General features: G+C 33.0%; 14 protein-coding genes. 8 read left to right on the top strand and 6 right to left on the bottom strand.

The window, feature by feature from the left end:
- Positions 1-4 precede the first annotated feature (4 nt).
- Entirely contained in the window at positions 5-3070 is a 3066-nt protein-coding gene (locus V7719_RS11630) for a CHAT domain-containing protein (RefSeq protein WP_335730079.1), read from the top strand.
- Here V7719_RS11630 and V7719_RS11635 read toward each other — a convergent pair.
- Positions 3050-3760 (bottom strand): tetratricopeptide repeat protein, encoded by a 711-nt coding sequence (locus V7719_RS11635; RefSeq protein WP_335730080.1) that lies wholly within the window; start codon positions 3758-3760, stop codon positions 3050-3052. The two genes, V7719_RS11630 and V7719_RS11635, sit on opposite strands and share 21 nt — an antisense overlap.
- A 2-nt stretch (positions 3761-3762) precedes the next feature.
- Positions 3763-4311: an RNA polymerase sigma factor gene (locus V7719_RS11640; RefSeq protein WP_335730081.1), complete on the bottom strand. Its 549-nt coding sequence runs from the start codon at positions 4309-4311 to the stop codon at positions 3763-3765.
- A 125-nt stretch (positions 4312-4436) separates the two neighbouring features.
- Here V7719_RS11640 and V7719_RS11645 point away from each other — a divergent pair, with 125 nt between their 5' ends.
- Together V7719_RS11645 and V7719_RS11650 are read left to right on the top strand one after the other, a co-directional pair.
- The gene (locus V7719_RS11645) at positions 4437-5492 is read left to right on the top strand and encodes a class I SAM-dependent methyltransferase (protein WP_335730082.1); all 1056 of its coding nucleotides are present in this window, start codon (positions 4437-4439) and stop codon (positions 5490-5492) included.
- 238 nt (positions 5493-5730) lie between these two features.
- Positions 5731-6444: a DUF4412 domain-containing protein gene (locus V7719_RS11650; RefSeq protein ID WP_335730083.1), complete on the top strand. Its 714-nt coding sequence runs from the start codon at positions 5731-5733 to the stop codon at positions 6442-6444.
- On the opposite strand, the gene V7719_RS11655 is transcribed toward V7719_RS11650, so the two are convergent.
- Both V7719_RS11655 and V7719_RS11660 read right to left on the bottom strand, forming a co-directional pair.
- Entirely contained in the window at positions 6441-8426 is a 1986-nt protein-coding gene (locus V7719_RS11655) for a tetratricopeptide repeat-containing sensor histidine kinase (protein WP_335730084.1), read from the bottom strand. The genes V7719_RS11650 and V7719_RS11655 overlap by 4 nt on opposite strands.
- A gap of 1 nt (position 8427) precedes the next feature.
- A complete protein-coding gene (locus V7719_RS11660) occupies positions 8428-9162 on the bottom strand; it encodes a LytR/AlgR family response regulator transcription factor (RefSeq protein ID WP_335730085.1) in 735 nt (244 codons plus the stop codon).
- Between the two features lie 711 nt (positions 9163-9873).
- Here V7719_RS11660 and V7719_RS11665 point away from each other — a divergent pair.
- The 4 genes from V7719_RS11665 (at position 9874) to V7719_RS11680 (ending at position 16678) form a co-directional block, all read left to right on the top strand.
- Positions 9874-10863: a ribonucleotide-diphosphate reductase subunit beta gene (locus V7719_RS11665; protein WP_335730086.1), complete on the top strand. Its 990-nt coding sequence runs from the start codon at positions 9874-9876 to the stop codon at positions 10861-10863.
- A gap of 206 nt (positions 10864-11069) precedes the next feature.
- Positions 11070-13574 (top strand): ribonucleoside-diphosphate reductase subunit alpha, encoded by a 2505-nt coding sequence (locus V7719_RS11670; protein WP_335730087.1) that lies wholly within the window; start codon positions 11070-11072, stop codon positions 13572-13574.
- Between the two features lie 86 nt (positions 13575-13660).
- Entirely contained in the window at positions 13661-14800 is a 1140-nt protein-coding gene (chrA, locus tag V7719_RS11675) for a chromate efflux transporter (protein ID WP_335730088.1), read from the top strand.
- 132 nt (positions 14801-14932) lie between these two features.
- Positions 14933-16678: a Na/Pi cotransporter family protein gene (locus V7719_RS11680; RefSeq protein ID WP_335730089.1), complete on the top strand. Its 1746-nt coding sequence runs from the start codon at positions 14933-14935 to the stop codon at positions 16676-16678.
- A 10-nt stretch (positions 16679-16688) separates the two neighbouring features.
- On the opposite strand, the gene V7719_RS11685 is transcribed toward V7719_RS11680, so the two are convergent.
- Positions 16689-17411 carry a DUF6503 family protein gene (locus V7719_RS11685; protein WP_335730090.1) on the bottom strand — a complete coding sequence of 241 codons (723 nt, stop codon included), beginning with the start codon at positions 17409-17411 and terminating at the stop codon, positions 16689-16691.
- 88 nt (positions 17412-17499) lie between these two features.
- On the opposite strand from V7719_RS11685, the gene V7719_RS11690 reads away from it, so the two are divergent.
- The gene (locus tag V7719_RS11690; RefSeq protein ID WP_335730091.1) at positions 17500-18003 is read left to right on the top strand and encodes an RDD family protein; all 504 of its coding nucleotides are present in this window, start codon (positions 17500-17502) and stop codon (positions 18001-18003) included.
- Positions 18004-18074: 71 nt separating this feature from the next.
- Here V7719_RS11690 and V7719_RS11695 read toward each other — a convergent pair whose 3' ends face one another.
- Positions 18075-20414, bottom strand: a complete 2340-nt coding sequence (locus tag V7719_RS11695) for an inorganic phosphate transporter (RefSeq protein ID WP_335730092.1) — start codon at positions 20412-20414, stop codon at positions 18075-18077.
- Positions 20415-20448 lie beyond the last annotated feature (34 nt).

A 20448-nucleotide genomic window follows, 5' to 3' on the forward strand; every position in this document is an offset into this window, starting at 1 on the left:
CTAAATGAGAATCAGGTTTGTAGTTTTGTTTTTTTTAAGCCCAATATTTGTGTGTTTCTCACAAAGTGATGCGTCCTTTTACATTACTGCTTTAAACTCCTATGAAACTGAAAACTATCAACAAGCTTTAGAAAGTTTTCAGTTGGCCAAAAAACAATTTCAAGGCCAGAATGACTACTTAAATACAGTTAATTGTTTATCCTACATTTCAAAAATAAACAGCCTTCAAAGCGATTATAACACTTCTGTAAGCAATTGTAATGAAGCTTTGTCTTATTTAAAGCATAGTGCCATTACTAATGACAGTATTTATGCAGAATTAATGTCTATCAAAGCTTTGAGTTTAAAATTTCTAGGTGAGTTTCAACAAGCATTTACTGTTACAGATTCATTAATCAACCGTTTAAAAGTAAAAGCAGAAACTAAAAAATATTTGGCTAATGCTTACCAAATAAAAAGTCGTGTAGAAATAGATTTAGGAAATTATGATAATTCAATTAGTTCAGCAAAAAGAGCATTATCATATAATAATGGAGAAAGTCAAGAACGGAAAGCGGCTTTATTTAATATTATTGGTGTTGGATTTTATTTTAAAGACCAATTAGATAGTACATCATATTACTATAATGCGTCTTATAAAATAAAGCAAGATATAAATGCAGATAATTACCAACTTGCCATAACAACTTACAACATAGGAATTGTACAAGAAGATTTAGGTGAATATGATAAAGCTATTGAGTTTTATAATAAAGCTGCACATCATGATTTGTTAGATAGAGGAGAAGACGTAGGCTTTCTATCAGATATTTATGCGGCACTTACAAATACCTATTTTAAAAAGAATGACCTAGAAAAAGCAGAAGAGTTTGCCGAAAAAGCATTGCAAATTGCTATTAGAAGGTATGGAGAAGACAGCCCAAATACGAGTTTTGTATATATAGCGTATTCAAATATTTTTGAATTAAAAGGCGATTATAATAAGAGTATTGAATATGTGAAAAAGGCACTTGAAATAAGAAGAAAAACCTATGGAGCCAATCACAGATGGACGGCTGAAAGCTTGTTGTCCATTTCTGAAAGTCAAGTAGAACTTAAGCGTTTTACTGAAGCTGAAAAAAACTATAGGGAAGTCATTACCATTGCAAAGTCTATTAAAAATAGTCTTATTCAAGCTTACGCTGAAATTGGATTAGGAACTATTTATATGGAAACCAATCAGCATGATTTGGCCATAATAGCTTTAAAAGCTGCAAGAGAGAAATTCATAAATGCTTATGGGAATTATCATGAGACGCACTTAAGTGTATTGGTAATTGAAGCAGAGAACTATTTTAAAAAAGGTGAACGTGAAACCGCATTACAAATTATTGAAGTTATAAAAACAAATGCGACTAACTCTAATTTGTTTTATGGTTTAGATGCGTTAACATTAGAGTTAGACATCGCTTTACATTATTATAACGAGACAGAAGACTTGAAACTTCTCGAAAAAAGCATTCAAAATATTGATGAAGCCACACAGCTAATATTCAAAATCAAGAAGGATTATCCAACTAGTAAATCAAAGATTTATGTTAATAATAGCATGAATTATTTTGTAGCAAAAGCCATTGAAGCATCTTACATATTATATAATTCAACTGATGATTTTATGTATGTTGAAAAAGCTTTTGAGTTGTCTGAACTCAATAGAAGCAGTGCTTTAGTTACTGGAATACAAGATGTCCGATTTAAAAAAATGGCGAACGTTCCTGAGCTATTATTGCTAAAAGAAAACAAACTAAATCACGAGTTAGCGACTTTAAAAAAAGAAATCTATTACGAGGAAAATGCTGAGGAGCCAGATCGTGAATATATGGACGAGTTGTTGAGTAAGCAGATCATTTGTAGAACGACATTAGATAGTCTCTTTGCGAAAATTGAAATGGAACATCCAAAGTATTACCAGTTAAAGCATAGTGAGAAAGGGATTGGAATTAAAGAACTTCAAAACGAAATATTAAAAGATGATGAAACCGTAATCGAATATTTTTTGGCTGAAGATCATGTGTATGTTTTTACAATATCTAAAGCTGAAATTAGCTTTATGGAGCTTCCAAAAGCTCTAGAAATTCAATCTGTTTTACAAGTATATAGAGAACGATTAAGTAAAAGGGGAGCTATTACTCAACAATCAAAAGCATTATACAATCTGTTAGTGAAAGAATTGAATTTAGATACAAAGCGATTGATTATAATTCCGGATAAAGAATTAAATCATTTACCTTTTGAAGCTTTAATGAAAGAAGATGCCTTTTTAATTGAAGACTATATCATTTGCTATTCGGGTTCTGCAAGTTTATTAAAAACCCAACAAGAAGATTTCTTCGATTTTAAATTCACCACTAATTGGATTGGTTTTGCGCCAGAATTTAAAACAAATAAGGCACTCCTTTCAAGTAAAACAGAAATAGAATCTATAGCTAAATTAATGAAAGGAGATACGTTTTTAGACGAACAGGCTACCGTAGAAAATTTTAAAAGGGCTATTCAAAATTCTTCCATTTTACATTTGGCAACTCATGCAGAAATAGATGAGGTTAATCCATTATATAGTAAGTTGATTTTTGCTCAAGATTCAGTGCTAACAGCTTCAGATATTTATACATTACGAATTAATGCCGAATTGGCTGTTTTAAGTGCTTGTGAAACGGGATTTGGAAAGTTAGAAAAAAGTGAAGGTGTTATGAGTATGTCCAGGGCATTTCAGTATGCTGGAGTAAGCAGTACAGTAATGAGTTTGTGGAAAGTTCCAGATCAAGAAACAGCTAAGCTAATGGAATCGTTTTATAAACATTTAAAAGCTGGAAACTCTAAAGATGAAGCGCTTAAAAAAGCAAAAATAGAATACCTAGAAACAACAGATGATGTGACTTTAAGACATCCTTTTTATTGGTCTGGATTTGTGATTTCTGGAGATGTATCTGCAATAGATTCTAGCTCAAATATTTGGCTATTTGTATTAATTGTATTAGCAATTATTGCACTATTTTTATCTAGAAAACAATTAATCAAGTTGTTGAAGTAAGCGTTTTGTAGCCTCACTTTTAAACGAAGAATTCGCGTTTAAGTTGGCTAAAATATGTTTAGCGCTTTCAATGTCGTTTAATTGCAAATATGCTAAAGCCAAATACCAATTATTTTTAGCATCAAGGCTGTCGGGAGTTTTTAAATTATTTTTAAAAATAATTATAGCCTCTTCCGTTTTATTGAGTTTTAATAAGACGTTAGCTTTATAGAATGCAATGGTTTCATCGGGTTTTTCTTTTAGCAATTGATTAAAATACTGAAGTGCTTCAGTATAATTTTTCGTTTCGTAAGCCCTAAATGCTTTTGTTTTTAAATCTGTTTTTGTTTCACCTCTTACAATAGGCTGCACCACATTTCTATAAGGTTCAAAATTTTCTACATAAAGTTTTTCTGTATCAATAGAACTATTAAAATACCAGAAACTAGACAATCCTAATAGGACGACTACAGTTGCTGCGACGAACCAGTTTTTGTAATTAAAAGTTGAATTTTCTTCTGCTTCAAAACCCTGTAATTGCAGTTTAATACTATCGTGCTCTTCCTTTTCAATAACAGTTTTTAAGTTGTCTTGAAACGTCACTTCTTTAGCAAATTCAGTATCAGTGACCATTAAATGATCAAACTCTTTTTGGCCTTCGTGGGAAAGATTTTTGGTGATATATTGTGCTATTAATTCTTTTTTGTCCATAACTAGTTTTTAAAAATCATCGTTTTTAGGGATTTTATACAACGTGATTTCTGACTTTTAACAACGTCTTTATTTGTGTAATTTAATTCGTTCATAATTTCTTCAAGATCAAAACCTCTGTAATAAAATAAGGTCAAGACCTCCTTACATTTTTGTCCTAATGCTTTAAAAGCTCCTTGTAATTGCTTTTGTTCATTAGTTAACGCATTGGTATTTGTATTAAAAGTAAATGCATCTTTATTTTCAATAAAATCAGTAGGATTTTCTACTAAATGCATCTTTTTTTGTTGTTTTACTTTGTTGTAAATCATGTACTTACCAATACTAAACAAATACGTTTTTAATTCACTTTTTAGATTATCAATAGTTCCATTTACAGCATTATCTCTTAATGCAATAATCGCATCTTGATAGATGTCAATAATATCCTCTTCTGTAATCGGATATTTTTTAGCAAAACCCATAAAAGCCAACCTATTGTTTGAATAGATCTGTTTTAGAGCATTTGGGTCTCTATTTTTTAAGGCTTTAATAACAGCGTTGTCTGTCATATTAGTGTTGGTTTCTTTTTAAAGTAAACATGAATAGTAAAAATAGAAAAATCTTACGACCCATGTTTACCTTTTAAAATATAAAGTACTAATAAGTAGATTATTAACCAATAAAACAGAAAATTATGGAGTTAAACGAAGACAAATTACACGACTTATTAGGTAAAGTAGTAACCGAAATGGGAGCAGCTGCCAATGGACCATTAGTAACAATTGGAGATAAACTTGGATTGTATACCACTTTAACAGAGTCTGGTCATTTAACATCTTATGAGTTAGCGGAAAAAACGAATACTGCTGAGCGCTATGTTAGAGAATGGTTGTCTGCTCAAGCAGCTTCGGGATATGTAGAATATGAAGCTTCTACTCAAAAATTCTTCATGACGCCAGAACAATCTATGGTTTTTGGTAATAGAAAAAGTCCGGTATTTATGACAGGTGCTTTTTATGCTATTTCTTCAGTGTATCACGATGAGCCTAAAATAGAAAAGGCTTTTAAAACAGGCGAAGGCGTGTCTTGGGGAGACCATAATTCTTGTTTATTCTGCGGAACAGAGAAATTCTTTAGTCCATCTTATGAAGGCAATCTTATTTCTAGCTGGCTACCTGCTATGGAAGGTGTGGTTGAAAAATTGGAAAAAGGAGCAAAAGTGGCAGATATAGGTTGCGGACATGCGGCGTCTACAATTATTATGGCAAAAGCATTTCCTAACTCCACTTTTATTGGTTTTGATTTTCATGCGGCATCTATAGAGCAAGCCAAAGAAAGAGCAAAAGACGCTGGACTAACTAATGTTTCTTTTGAAGTCTCTACAGCAAAAGATTTCCCAGGAAAAGATTACGATTTTATCACATTTTTTGATTGCTTACATGATATGGGAGATCCAGTTGGTGCTTGTGCGCATGCAAAAGCAGCCTTAAAACCAGATGGTACGTGTATGATTGTAGAGCCATTTGCAAAAGATACTTTAGAAGAAAATCTAAACCCAGTGGGACGTGCATTTTATGCCTTTTCTACAATGCTTTGTACGCCATGCTCTTTAAATCAAGAAGTCGGATTGGCTTTAGGTGCACAAGCAGGAGAAAAACAACTTAAAGAGGTGATTTCTAAAGGTGGTTTTTCAAGATTTAAACGTGCAACAGAAACGCCTTTTAATTTAATATTGGAAGCAAGGCCTTAAATAATATTTAATAACGCATAAAAAACGAAAAACAGTTTAAGCAAAAAGCGACTGTGGTTATTGACATCAAGTTGTGAAAATAATAACCGGCAAAAGAGAGCAGATTCAAAAAATTATAGTTGAATAATTTCCAATAACACATAATTTGAAACAGACTATACATTTTGTCTATTTTTAATAACTTTATTTTTTTAAATTGATCATTTACAGGTAACTAATCCATAAATTTTTAAAAACAATGACAACTCAACTCATCACAAAACTCGCTTTTTGCTTAACGTTTTTTTTCTTTTTTCATAATGGGTATTCGCAAAAAATATCCAAAATAGAATTGCCTTCAAGCTATGATTTTGATTATATCTATAAGCTTAAAATGACCCACAAAAAAAAGGATATTACGTTTGACTATTATTTAAAAGAAGGCGGAATGTATTTCGGTATTGATTCAGCGGAAATGAGCAAATCAAGTCCAGACACTAAAATGTTCATGGTTATGGATAGCAACCTTAATATCACTGCCATGTTTATGGAAATGATGGGTAAGAAGGTGGTGCAAAAAACAAAACTCAAAGCTTCCGACTTTAAAGGAGATAGTGATAATTCGGAATATAGCTTCGAAAAGTTGGATTCAAAAACCATAATGGGTTACGAATGTGAAGGCTTTGTTAGTGAAAACGATAAAGTAAAAATCACTATTTATATGACAGATGATGTTCCTGTAAGTTTTAACCAAGTTTTTGGAACCAATTCAAAAAACCTTCCTAAAGGATTTAATCCTGAGTGGATGAAAAGGTATTCAGAAAACGGACTCATGATGGAAATGGTCTATGTAGATAAAAAGAAAGTTAAGAACAGTATGACGATGCAATGTGTAGGTTTGGAGAAAACAGAATTCTCAATTGATGCTTCAAAATATGGTTCGATGATGTCTGTTCTTGGTGCTGGGAATTAAGCAGTGCGTAATACAACTGAACGTGTCGGAATTTTTACAATCACCTTAGTGCCGATTGCTTTTTGATTATTGTCGTGTAGATCTTCAATCTCAATTTTATAATCGTTGGTGTAGGCTTTAGAGAAGTTTGCTAATCGTGCTTTTGTAATGGCTATACCTACCGATTTTCTCTTTAGAATCTTATCTTGGTTAATCTTGTTGGATTCTTTTCTGCCAATACCATTATCTGTAATAGAAATACTTACAAAATCATCTTGAATTCTGTACACATGTAACACAATTTTCTTGTCGTCTTTCTTAGATGATAGTCCGTGCCATATAGCATTTTCTAGAAATGGCTGTAATACTAAAGAAGGGACTCTAATATTTGCAGTGTTGATGGTGTCATCAACTTTGATTTCATAATCAATTTCGTTTGAAAACCTAATATTCTCAATATTCATGTAAAGTTTCATGGTGTCGAGTTCGTCTTCTAAAGAGTTCTCTTTTTCCGAAGATGCAACGAGAATTTTTCTAATGAGTTTGGAAAATTTATTGAGATAATAAACAGCATTTTCTTTCTCATTATTTATGATATAAAGCTTGATAGAGTTTAGAGAGTTGAATATAAAATGCGGATTCATTTGGCTGCGCAACATATCCTGCTCTAAAGTTAATATTTGTTTTTCTTGATTCAGCTGACGGTTTCTATACAAAGCCACTAAAATACCACTAATAATAGCCAGCGCTAACATAGAATACCAGAATAATTTTTTGTTGCGCTCTAGTTTTAACCTCACAATTTGATTTTCACTAGCAAGTGCTTTTATTTCATTGTTCTTTGCTTCATTTTCATACTGAATAATCACATCATTAACGTATCGTAAATTACGATTGTTATTAATGGTTTTCTCTACTTTGACAGACTCTTTATAATGCGTTAAAGCCGATTGATAGTCTTCAGTTCCAGTGTATAATTCTGAAAGAAGCTTGTCTGCTTCAACAATAGATAAGTTGAGGTTGTATTGCTTAGCAACCTGAAGTCCTTTTTTAAGACTGCCTTCCGAAGATAAAAGATCTCCAATTTCCTTTTGAACCCATCCAAGATTAATATAAGACTCTGCGATGTAAAACTGATCGTTTATGTTTAGTGCTTTGATTAATGCTTGTTCAATAATCACTTTAGCATCAACATATTTTTTTTGTTTTATATAAACTTGTCCAATGCTATTATAACAAATAACACGGCCTAAATTAGAATTGATTTGCTCGTTAAATTCAAGGGATAATTTATAATTGCGAAGTGCACTTAGGAGGTCGCCTTGAGCTTCATATGCATATCCGATATTTTGATAATTAATGGCCAGTCCTAATCGATTACCAGCTTGTTTTTCAATTGCTATAGATTTTTCAAACTGTTTAAGTGCTAATTCATATTGGTCTAAAATGAGATATATATTTCCAATACTGTTTTGAGATACAGCAATATTGTAGGATACGGTTTTCGAAGGGTCTTTGATAGAGCGTGAAATATCTAAAGCCTTAGTATGAAAATCCAGAGCGGGTTTTACCAAATCCATTCTACGATAAGCGACACCAATATTATTTAAACTCACAATTTGCAATTCGAGATTCTCGGCTTGATCTGCAACGACTTTTGCGGTTTCATGCGTTTTGATAGATCGCTCGTAAAGTGAAACGTTTCTATAAACAACACCTAACGAATTAAGTGCATAACTTTCTCCTTCTAAATAGTTAGTATTTTTAGACGAATTAATCAAGGTTTTCATTTTGACACTGTCCCTAGAGTGCTTTCTAATTAAAGCGTCAATTTTTGCATAACGTTTAGGTTTTGTAGACATTAAACTAGCAACATCTTTGTCAAATTCTGAATTATTATTGTCTTGAGCATGTAGGATACTTGTGCTAAAAAAACAAAAGAGAAGTATGACTAATAAATAATTAGTATAATTACGGATTGTATGTGTTTTAGGGTATTTCAAATCATAGCTTTTCTAAAAAATCGGATTTACGTTGTCTTGCCACCGGAATTTTGTGATTGGATTCCATGACGACGTAACCTTCACTTTTGATAAACTCTTTTATTTTACTCAAGTTAATGATAAACGAGTTGTGAATCCTAAAAAAGTAATGTTCAGGTAAAATAGCATCAACCTCTTTTAACTTTTTGGTGATGACAATATTTTGCTGTTTGTTGGTGACGATCGTACAGTAATTACCATCAGACTCTACAAATAAAATATCATCAATGTCTAGAAAGATTAATTTCCCATCGGTATTAATGGTAATCTTCTTTTTGTCAAAACGCTCATTAAAATTCATTAAGACCTCTTCAAGCTTGGTAGAGTTTACTAATCTAGAGTTGTATTTCTTAATTTTTTGAATAGTTTCTTGAAGGTCGTCAGAATCTATAGGCTTCAACAAATAATCGATGGCTTCATGCTTCAAAGCTTTGATAGCATACTCGTCGTAAGCGGTTGTGATAACTACAGCAAAATCATTATTAGATAGTTTTCCTAAAAACTGAAAACCATCCATAGTTGGCATTTGTATATCCAAAAACAAACAATCTGGAGAGTTATTATTGAGATATACAATCGCCTCTTCGGGATTGGAAAAGGTTTCAATAATTTCTATATCGTTGCTGAAATTAGTGAGCTCCCAAGATAACCCTTGAATAGCCTTTGGCTCATCGTCAACTATTACCGCTTTAATCATAATATCAAATATAGAATATAATACAATACCTTGTCTGTATTATGTGTAGTTAGCACAATTTCCTGTGTAATGAGTTTTAAAGTTGGTTTGAGCGTATAATCTTCATTTCGGGATTACCAATTATACACTTTTTGTAACCATCTATACAAATTAGAACTTTTGGACGAATATATTTTATCATATTTGATTTTTAATTAATACGACCAAACGAAAAAAAAAATAGAGTGATCGTGGGGATTCACTTTTATTTGATTAAATGCTATTAATCATTAGAAAAAGTCAGGTTTTACCCTGACTTTTTTTTACATCTTAATTTCGTGTAATAAGACTTTATATCAGTACATAGTTTTAGTTAGTTTAGTTAATTATTAGGGAGAAAAGAGAGCAATATGAAGCTCTCTTTTTTTGTTCAATTTCTAATGTATTTTTCTTATTTGAGTTATCTAGCAAACATCACCTGTCACTGTCTATTTAATAAGATTATACTTACGTTTTCGTGTTAAACAATAATTGGGTAGTGTGTTTATAATCAATTAAATAGCTTTTTTTTTAACAAATCTTTAATTTTTTTAACAAATTCTCATTGTTAAAAACTTGTTGAAAAACTTTCGTAAAAAAAGGTAAAATATCTCATACATTTTTGAATCTTTGATAGTCCTAAATCACACTAGATTTTTCAGCTAATTTTTAATTAAAAAAAAACCAATTAATATGTCTCAAGTTGTAGAACCAATTTTGCAAGAAAACAAGAATCGATTCGTGATTTTCCCAATCCAACACCATGATTTATGGGAATGGTACAAAAAATCTGAAGCTAGTATGTGGACGGCAGAAGAGATTGATTTGCATCAAGACATTACAGATTGGACAGCCAAATTAACCGATGATGAGCGTTACTTTATTAAGCATGTTCTAGCGTTTTTCGCGGCAAGTGATGGCATCGTTAACGAAAATCTAGCTGAAAATTTCGTGAATGAAGTACAATATAGTGAAGCCAAATTTTTCTATGGTTTCCAAATTATGATGGAAAATATTCACAGTGAAACCTACTCATTGTTAATTGATACGTACGTAAAAGACGAAAAAGAAAAAGCAATGCTTTTTAATGCTATTGAAACATTTCCTGCAATCAAAAAGAAGGCAGATTGGGCATTAAAATGGATAGATTCACCAAGTTTTGCTGAGCGTTTAATCGCTTTCGCAGCAGTAGAAGGTATCTTCTTTTCTGGATCGTTTTGCTCTATATTTTGGTTGAAAAAACGTGGTCTTATGCCTGGTTTGACGTTCTCTAATGAGTTAATATCTCGTGATGAAGGAATGCACTGCGATTTTGCAGTACACTTACACGAACACCACTTAATAAACAAAGTGCCAAAAGAACGTATCAAAGAAATTCTTGTGGACGCCTTAAACATAGAAAGAGAATTTATTACAGAATCTCTTCCTGCAAGTTTAATTGGTATGAATTCTAAATTAATGTCACAATACCTCGAGTTTGTAACCGATGGGTTACTAGCCGATTTAGGATGTGAAAAAGTGTACAACACAGCCAATCCTTTTGATTTCATGGATATGATCTCACTACAAGGGAAAACGAACTTCTTCGAAAAACGTGTGTCTGAATACCAAAAAGCAGGCGTTCTTAATAAAGAGGAAGACGAAAACAAATACGATTTCGGTTCAGATAATTTCGATTTCTAGAGCTTATAATTAAAGACAGAAGTATTTTAATTGGCTTGCGGTTCTGAACTCTTAGGATTTCAGAATAAAAATAGCTGCCAGTTTTAATTTCAGTATAAAAAAACAATAATTAATCCATTGTTAATCAGTATCCTATCTGATTAATGATAACTAACTAACCCTTTTTCTGAATGGTAGCTTCAGAATAAATAAAAAATGTGTAAAGTATGTTTGTATTAAAAAGAGACGGAAGAAAAGAGCCAATAATGTTCGACAAGATTACAGCAAGAGTACGTAAACTGTGTTATGGACTTAATGAACTTGTTGATCCAATTAAAGTAGCCATGCGAGTTATTGATGGTTTATATGATGGAGTAACCACAAGTGAATTAGATAATTTGGCTGCTGAGCAAGCCGCAACAATGACGACTGCTCACCCAGATTATGCACGATTGGCTGCACGTATTTCGGTGTCTAACTTACATAAAAACACAAAAAAGACCTTTAGTGAGGTCATGACAGATTTATACACATACGTCAATCCAAGAAATGGTAAGAAAGCGCCTCTCCTTAGTGATGAGGTGTATCAAGTTATCATGGATAATAAGGATAAATTAGATTCTTCTATTATCTATAACCGTGATTTTGGTTATGATTACTTCGGTTTTAAAACCTTAGAGCGTTCATACCTTTTAAAATTGAACGGGCAAATTGCAGAGCGTCCACAACATATGTTAATGAGAGTATCAATTGGTATTCACCTTAACGATTTGGAGGCTGCAATTGAGACCTATGAGTTAATGTCTAAGAGATACTTTACACATGCTACACCAACATTATTTAACTCTGGTACTCCAAAACCTCAAATGTCATCTTGTTTTCTTTTAACAGTGAAAGATGATAGTATTGACGGTATTTACGATACACTAAAACAAACTGCTAAAATTTCACAGTCTGCAGGAGGAATAGGTTTATCTATTCACAATGTTAGAGCTACAGGAAGCTATATAGCAGGAACAAACGGAACAAGTAATGGTATTGTACCAATGCTTAAAGTATTTAACGATACTGCACGTTATGTAGATCAAGGAGGCGGAAAACGTAAAGGAAGCTTCGCTATGTATATTGAGCCATGGCATGCAGATATTATGAGTTTCTTAGACCTTAAGAAAAATCATGGTGCTGAAGAATTACGTGCTCGTGATTTATTCTACGCTATGTGGATGCCAGATTTATTCATGAAACGTGTTCAAGAAGACGGACCATGGACGCTAATGTGCCCTAATGAATGTCCTGGATTATGTGACGTACACAGTGAAGAATTTGAAGCGTTATATACTAAATATGAAACGGCAGGAAAAGGTCGTAAAGCTATAAAAGCACGTGAGCTTTGGGAGAAAATCTTAGAATCTCAAATTGAAACAGGAACACCTTACATGTTGTATAAAGATGCAGCAAACCGTAAGTCTAACCAGAAAAATTTAGGAACAATACGTTCGTCTAACTTATGTACAGAAATCATGGAGTATACTGCTCCAGATGAGGTTGCTGTTTGTAATTTAGCTTCTATTGCTTTACCGATGTTTATAAAGAATGGTGAGTTTGATCACAAGGAATTATTCAGAATTACAAAGCGTGTTACTAAGAACTTAAACAGAGTAATTGATAGAAATTATTATCCTGTAATTGAAGCTGAATATTCTAATCTAAAACACAGGCCAATTGGCTTAGGTGTTCAAGGTTTGGCAGATACGTTTATTAAACTACGTATGCCTTTTACTAGTGACGAAGCTAAGACCTTAAATCAAGAAATTTTTGAAACCTTATACTATGCTGCTGTAACTGCTAGTATGGAAGAAGCAAAAGATGATGGCCCTTATGAGTCTTATGAAGGTTCTCCAATAAGCAAAGGTCAATTTCAACATAACTTATGGAACATCCAAGAAGACACCTTGAGCGGTCGTTGGGATTGGGATAAATTAAGAAAAGATGTTGCTAAGAATGGTGTTCGTAATTCATTATTAGTCGCACCAATGCCAACTGCATCTACGTCTCAAATTCTTGGTAATAATGAATGTTTTGAACCTTATACGTCTAACATTTATACCCGTCGTGTATTGTCTGGTGAGTTTATTGTTGTGAACAAACATTTATTAGAAGATTTAGTTGAGCTTGGTCTTTGGAATGAAGATCTTAAAAATGAAATCATGCGTGCAAATGGTTCTATACAGGCTGTAGATAATATTCCTCAAGATATTAAAGAGCTCTACAAAACGGTTTGGGAACTAAGTATGAAGGATATTATAGACATGTCTCGTCAAAGAGGTTACTTTATCGATCAGTCACAATCACTTAACTTATTCTTAGAAGGAGCTACAATGGCAAAGCTTACATCAATGCATTTCTATGCATGGAAAAGCGGATTAAAAACAGGAATGTACTATTTACGTACAAAGAGTGCTGTCGATGCAAAGAAAATTACCATTACTAGAGAAGCAAAAGCTGAACCTGTTGCAGAACCTGTAATTGTTGCTGTAGAAGTTGACAATGTTGCTCAAAAACAACAAATAGCTGCTGAAACTGCCGCTAAATTTGCTAAACAAACAGCAGAAAAAGTAGAAGTAGAATCTGCTGTTGTAGAAGTAGAACCAATGAGTGCAGAAGAAATGAAAGCATTAATCACACAAGCTAAAGAAGCCGAAGGTGATGATTGCTTAATGTGTGGTTCTTAAGAAATCTCGATTATTTTGATCATTAAGTGTTAAGAAAAAGTACTCTGAAAAGAGTACTTTTTCTATATGTAAACATATTCTAAAATATGAAAACAAATCAATCAAACACCCTTAAAGAAGTCGCTTGCGTATTTTTTAAATTGGGTTGTTTTGCATTTGGAGGTCCAGCAGCACATATTGCAATAATGGAAGATGAAATCGTGACCAAGCGACAATGGATGACGCGAGATTACTTTTTAGATTTAATAGGAACTACAAACTTAATTCCTGGACCTAACTCTACTGAAATGACCATGCATTGTGGTTATGAACGCGCTGGGAAAATAGGTCTTTTTGTTGCAGGCCTATCCTTTATCATTCCAGCAACACTAATTACCGCAATACTGGCGTATTTATATGTTTCATATGGAACACTACCAGAGGTAGAGCCTTTTATTTTTGGTATTAAACCAGCCGTTCTGGCGATTATTGCTTCGGCAATAATTAAGCTAGGAAAGAAAGCCGTAAAAGGGAAAGAACTTGCCGTTTTAGGACTTTTGGTATTAGCGGCTAGTTTGTTAGGCGTAAATGAAATTATAGCGTTGTTATCTGCTGGAATATTAGGGGCCTTGTACTTTTCGTTTAAGGATAAAGCAATTAAAAGTGCAAATAGCTTTTTACCTATATTTCTATTATCTGGTTTAGGTACAACAGTCTTAAAAGTATCAACGCTTAACGTGTTTTGGGTGTTTTTAAAAGTAGGAGCAATACTTTATGGAAGTGGTTATGTGTTGTTTGCTTATCTAGATGCAGAGCTAGTTACAAGAGGTTGGTTAACCAGAGCAGAACTCATAGATGCAATTGCTGTTGGACAATTTACACCTGGACCCATACTCTCGACATCTACTTTTATTGGGTATCAATTATCTGGATTTTACGGAGCGCTAGCTGCAACAGCAGGTATTTTTTTACCGTCATTTTTATTTGTTTTAATACTGAATCCCTTTATACCTAAAATGCAACAGTCTAAAGTATTAAGACATTTTTTAAATGCTGTAAATGTTGCTGCTGTAGCAGTAATGCTGGCTGTTTTAGTGATTATGACAAAAGAAACCTTGAGCGATTGGAAAGCAATACTTATAGGTTTAAGTGCTGTTTTTTTAACTTTTAAAACTAACATTAGTCCTATTTGGGTAATCATTATTGGAGGCGCTTTGGGTTATTTACTGATTTCTGTTTTTTCTTAATTTGATAATTTATCAGTTCTTAATGACTTGCTATCTTTTTGGTTAAGTTTTAGATTACTTGTAATTGATTGTGGGTAAATCTATTTGATTTTACAAAGAATTTGCATTATTTTATACTTTTATTAGCAATACATGACTTACGGGTTTTATGATATTTTACAGCTCATTGGAGCTTTAGGCTTATTCCTTTTTGGAATGAAGGTGATGAGTGATGCCCTCTTAAAACTGGCTGGAAATAGACTGCGTACTATTCTAGCCTCCATGACATCCAATAGAGTATTTGGCGTGATTACAGGGTTTTTTATTACCTCTGTGATTCAATCATCTTCGGCGACTACATTGATGGTTGTAAGTTTCTCTAATGCAGGGTTATTGACGCTTGTAGAATCTATAAGTGTGATTATGGGAGCCAATATTGGAACAACCATAACAGCATGGTTGATTACGCTTTTGGGTTTTAAAGTGAGTATGAGTGCTATAGCCTTGCCTTTGGTTGGCTTTGGTTTTTTATTTACGTTTTCTAAAAAAAAGAATTTCGATAATTGGGGGAATTTTATCATTGGATTTGCCTTGCTTTTTATCGGTCTTCAGTTTTTAAAAGAAGCCATGCCAGACATAAAAAGTAATCCTGAGATTCTGGCTTTTTTAAGTCAGTATATTGATCTCGGATTTGTTTCGGTTTTATTATTTTTACTCATAGGTACAGTTCTCACTGTAGTCATTCAATCGTCAAGTGCAACGATGGCTTTAACTTTAATTATGACAGCCGAAGGTTGGATACCTTTTGAACTCGCTGCAGCCATGGTTTTAGGAGAAAATATAGGAACGACTATTACCGCAAATTTAGCAGCTCTTGTTGCAAGTTTTAAAGCCAAAAGAACAGCAAGAGCGCACTTGGTATTTAACATCATAGGCGTTATTTGGGTGCTTATCTTATTCCATCCTTTTTTACGGTTTGTGGGATGGTTAAGTGAAATGATTGGTTCAGAATCACCATATGTAGCTGCAGCTGCAATACCAGTGGCCATATCATTATTTCACACTGTATTTAATGTTATCAATACGTTTGTGTTGATTTGGTTTATCAATCCTATAGCACACTTAGTAGAAAAAATAGTACCCGAAAAATTGCAACCAGAACTGCAGGTGGATGAGCCTAAATTTTTAAAACCAGCTGTCTTAAAGTATCCTGAAACAACGATTTCAGCATTACAAAAAGAATCAAAATTTTTGTTTAAACAAACTGTTTTTGAAATTGTAGCGCATGCTTTGAATATTCACAGAGCTGATATTAAGTCTGATGAAAAACTCAAAAAAGTTATAAAAAAATCTAATGTGCTTTTCGAACTGGATATTCGTGAGCAATATATCATGAAAGTAAAAAGTATTTACGGACAGATTATTAATTATGCAACCAAGGCACAAAGTGGACTTGATTTAACCGAAAGACAAAATCTTCAGATAAGTCAAATAAAGGTTGCCAATAGAAAAATGGTTGAGATTCTTAGTGACATAAACGAATTGAGCAGAAATATTACGTTGTATTTAAATTCGGAAAACAAGGACATTCAAAAAGAATACAACAAGTTGCGAAAAAGAGTGGCGAAAGTATTACGCGTCATTCATCTCTTTAGAACTGAAAAAGATAATGAGTTGTATCATAAAGCCTTAAAAAAACTTGAGCAAGAGGCCCGTGATAATAAAAACAAAGATAATCTAGAATTAGATGCTGTGATAAGAAAAGACTTGATTACTGTAGATATGGCATCTTCACTTGTTAACGATGCTGATAACGTTAATGATATTATCAAGAATTTAATTAGTGTCGCCGCTCTGCTATATGGTAAAAAGGATACTTTACTAGAAAACGGAAATTAGTCAAGAATGACTAATCCTTCAACATATCCGTACCTAAATAGGTGTCATCTTTATTATAATACCAAGCTCTATCTTGAGGCATTTTTATGTCGTTAATGGTTTTGGTTTCCGTTAGAAGAATATACTCACCACTATCCAATTTTAGTTTACCGTTGTCATCGGTTTTAAAAAATTGATAGATTTCCATAGCATACGTTTTAGGGTCGAAGTAGAAAAACCAGACGTCTGTACCAACGCTTTTATCATAAGAGGCTTTTAAGACTAAGTATTCTTTGCCTTTAAACGTTTTACGTATAACGGTATCATCTATCATGGTGCTTTGATCTTTCAATTTCATAGGTAACCCGTAGAGATAGGTATAGTAGTTTTTGTACATATTGGCTCTGTCACAGCTTAGATTATTCGCTTTGAGTTGTGCTTCGGAAAGATGGTCTATTCCGTTTAATTTAATAGAACACTCCTCCTTTTCGACAGTATATTCAGTAGTAATCGTGTCTCGTTTAGCTTTGACATAGAAATACTCACGAGGTAAATTAATGGTGATTTCACTCTCCCGATTAGGGTTGTTAGGGGTTTTCATAGTCACCAGAAGTTCGCCTTTAAAGCTTGACCAATTTCCATTAGGATCGTGATAATTAATCGCTTTTTCAAGAAGTTCGACACCAGATAACTCTTGACTAATTGCTGATGAAAAAGTTATTAAAGCGACAAAAGTGAGTGTAATATATTTCATATAAATAAAATTAGAAGACCCTAAAATAAGCTATTTGATTTTAATTTCAGAATACTATATTTGAAATCACTAACCAGGGTCCTTACTTATGAATCGAATTAAATACACAGTTACTCCAGATGTATTAGCTAATAAAGGGATTCGTTTTGCCAATTATGTTGTTGATTATATTTTGCAAATTTTAATGGGAGCAGCCATTGGTTTTGTTCTTGGTTTTATTTCAGAATTAACAGGTAATAACGGAGTAGTTGATTTTTTCTTTTATTCGGGTACCCTCATGGAATTTGTTTTCGGATATATGATTACGATTGTATATTATGCAACTATGGAAACTTTGACTGGGCGTTCTATAGGGAAGTTTATCACCAATACTAAGGTGGTTCTATATGATGGTGCTAAGCCTAAATTTACTGAGATATTAGTGCGTTCTTTATGTAGAATTATTCCCTTTGAAGCATTTTCATTTCTAGGTGAAAATGGAAAGGGTTGGCATGATTCTATTTCTAAAACTTATGTTGTAGATATCAAGAATTTTGAAGCGAAAAAGCGAACTTTCGAAGAGTTAGATGAAATAGGTCGAATAGGTGAATAATTATAAATTATAAAAAACCCCATCCAGATATAGCAATATCTAATGGGGTTTTTATTGAGAGCTTTTATTAATTACTTACTTTCTTCGTTTGGTTTAATGGGGCTTTCTACAATTTCATCAACCACATTAATTGTTGCAGGTGTAACTGAACTGTCATGAGCATTGTGATATTCTTCTAACAAACTCATTGTTGCTTTAATTAAATCTTTAGTTTCTAATAAAACACTAAAATATAGTGTCGTATTTTTAGGACTTGATTCTTCAGTTCTAGTACGTGCAACTTGTTTTTTAATTTTTTCTTTTACTAAGTTGTAAACTTCTGTTCTTTCATCTAAAATGGCACCAATTTTTTCGAAAGATTCAGAATTAAATGCAGTTTTAGTATCTTCAAATAGAATTTCCAATTTATCATCAAGTTCTTTAAGTTCTTTAATTTGGCTAAACTTAAGTTTCTGATGATTGTTGTTAATATGTTTGTATGTGACTTTGGAAATGTATTCCAAAGATTGTGTCATATCCTGCAGATAGCCTAAAATATTAATATAAAAATCACTTGCGCCTACGCTAGAATCATCTAAATTTTTAATAAAATAGAACACGTTATCACGCAAGTCATCAACCTCTGCGGTTAACTTTAGGACTTGTTTTTTGCTCTTTTTAAGCAAGGCTAAATCTTGTCTAGCAAGCCCTACAATAGAATTTGAGTAGATTCTATTCGTTCGTTTCACAACATTGGCAATATTGTTTGCACTTTCATGTATCACGCCTTGAATTGAACTGCTTTCAGATCTAGTTAAACTGTCTTCAGCTTTAACTTCTTTAGATTTTTTATTATGTGAAATGTAATTTCTAAGTAAAAGCCCAAATGCAACTACTAGTAATATTGGAAACATTACCGGTAAATTTAAATTTAATAAGTAGGCAACTAAAGCAGCAGCACAAAAGGCACTAAACGCCGTAAAGAACCAGCCGCCAATTACATTAATTACACCAGCAACTCTATATACGGCACTTTCTGCTCCCCAAGCTCTATCTGCCAAAGAAGTTCCCATGGCAACCATAAAGGTTACGTAAGTAGTGGATAAAGGTAGCTTATATGATGTTGCAATCGAGATAAGTACAGCTGCAACCATTAGATTTACGGCAGCACGAACTAAATCAAATGCAGGTAATTCATATTTCTTGTCTTTTGGTAAAGAAATCACTGAAGGTTCAAATTGTTTTTCAATTTTTGCTTGCCAAGATTCGGGTAAAATATATGATGACATTTGAGACATTGCTACTGCCATTCTTACAAATCCACGAGATAAAAAGTTAGGTTGAAAACGTTCTTTAGTTTCACCTTGACTAGCCAAATCTAATGAAGTTTTAACCACATTTTTTGCTTTGCTAGAAAACCATAGTGTTAATACCATAATCATTCCAGCTGCAAATAACAATAAGTTATTGGTTGGGACTTTTTCAGCCAAAACATCCATTGGGAAGCTTGTAGCAGGTAAACCTGAGAGTGACCATTGTTCAAATGCATTGAAGGCAGCTATGGGAACACCAATAAAGTTTACTAAATCATTTCCAGCAAAAGCTAAAGCCAATGCAAAAGTTCCTACAATGATGATTAGCTTATAAATATTGGTTTTTAAAAATGCAATTAATGAATAAGATAACAGTGACCAAAACACTGAACTCACCAAAACAATTAATAATACTTTGTCTTCTAGAAAGTCTTTCATGGTTCCTCCACCAAGAAAATCAAAAGATTCTTTTGCATACGAGGTTCCTTTTAAACCTTTCATAAAGATGAAGTAGGTAATAGCTGTTAGAGCTACTCCGCCAAATAAGGCACCAACCCATGGCGCTTTCTTTTCAAAATTATTTGATAATAGTAATCTGGAAACCCATTGAACTAATGCACCTATGGAAAAGGCGACGACGACGGAGAGCAGAATACCAAAGATAATTTGTGAGGCTTTAGATGTATTAATATATCCAACAACATCACTAAAACTTCCACCATCATGACCAATTTTTATCAAAGCCATGGCTACAGCAGCACCCAATAACTCAAATACAATAGATACTGTTGTTGAAGTGGGCATACCAATGGTATTGAAAAAGTCAAGCAATAAAATATCAGTAATCATGACAGCCATAAAGATGATCATGATTTCATTGAACATGAATTCGCTTGGATTAAATATTCCCTTACGAGCAACTTCCATCATTCCACTAGAAAAGACAGCACCAACGGCTACTCCAACACTAGCAACGATCATAATCGTTCTAAAGGAAATCGCTTTTGAACCGATTGCAGAGTTTAAAAAGTTTACTGCATCATTACTTACGCCTACTACCAAATCAGCTACTGCTAAAATGGCCAGGGCTATAATCATATATAAATAAATATTATCCATAGTCTTTTAATTTAAAAAGGTGTGCAAATATCTT

This window comes from Psychroserpens sp. (assembly GCF_036960315.1).
Lineage (GTDB): Bacteria > Bacteroidota > Bacteroidia > Flavobacteriales > Flavobacteriaceae > Psychroserpens.

Coding starts and splice junctions, on each gene's coding strand:
- V7719_RS11630 (WP_335730079.1), top strand. CDS start 5: ATGAGAATCAGGTTTGTAGTTTTGTTTTTTTTAAGCCCAATATTTGTG.
- V7719_RS11635 (WP_335730080.1), bottom strand. CDS start 3,760: ATGGACAAAAAAGAATTAATAGCACAATATATCACCAAAAATCTTTCC.
- V7719_RS11640 (WP_335730081.1), bottom strand. CDS start 4,311: ATGACAGACAACGCTGTTATTAAAGCCTTAAAAAATAGAGACCCAAAT.
- V7719_RS11645 (WP_335730082.1), top strand. CDS start 4,437: ATGGAGTTAAACGAAGACAAATTACACGACTTATTAGGTAAAGTAGTA.
- V7719_RS11650 (WP_335730083.1), top strand. CDS start 5,731: ATGACAACTCAACTCATCACAAAACTCGCTTTTTGCTTAACGTTTTTT.
- V7719_RS11660 (WP_335730085.1), bottom strand. CDS start 9,162: ATGATTAAAGCGGTAATAGTTGACGATGAGCCAAAGGCTATTCAAGGG.
- V7719_RS11665 (WP_335730086.1), top strand. CDS start 9,874: ATGTCTCAAGTTGTAGAACCAATTTTGCAAGAAAACAAGAATCGATTC.
- V7719_RS11670 (WP_335730087.1), top strand. CDS start 11,070: ATGTTTGTATTAAAAAGAGACGGAAGAAAAGAGCCAATAATGTTCGAC.
- chrA (WP_335730088.1), top strand. CDS start 13,661: ATGAAAACAAATCAATCAAACACCCTTAAAGAAGTCGCTTGCGTATTT.
- V7719_RS11680 (WP_335730089.1), top strand. CDS start 14,933: ATGACTTACGGGTTTTATGATATTTTACAGCTCATTGGAGCTTTAGGC.
- V7719_RS11685 (WP_335730090.1), bottom strand. CDS start 17,411: ATGAAATATATTACACTCACTTTTGTCGCTTTAATAACTTTTTCATCA.
- V7719_RS11690 (WP_335730091.1), top strand. CDS start 17,500: ATGAATCGAATTAAATACACAGTTACTCCAGATGTATTAGCTAATAAA.
- V7719_RS11695 (WP_335730092.1), bottom strand. CDS start 20,414: ATGGATAATATTTATTTATATATGATTATAGCCCTGGCCATTTTAGCA.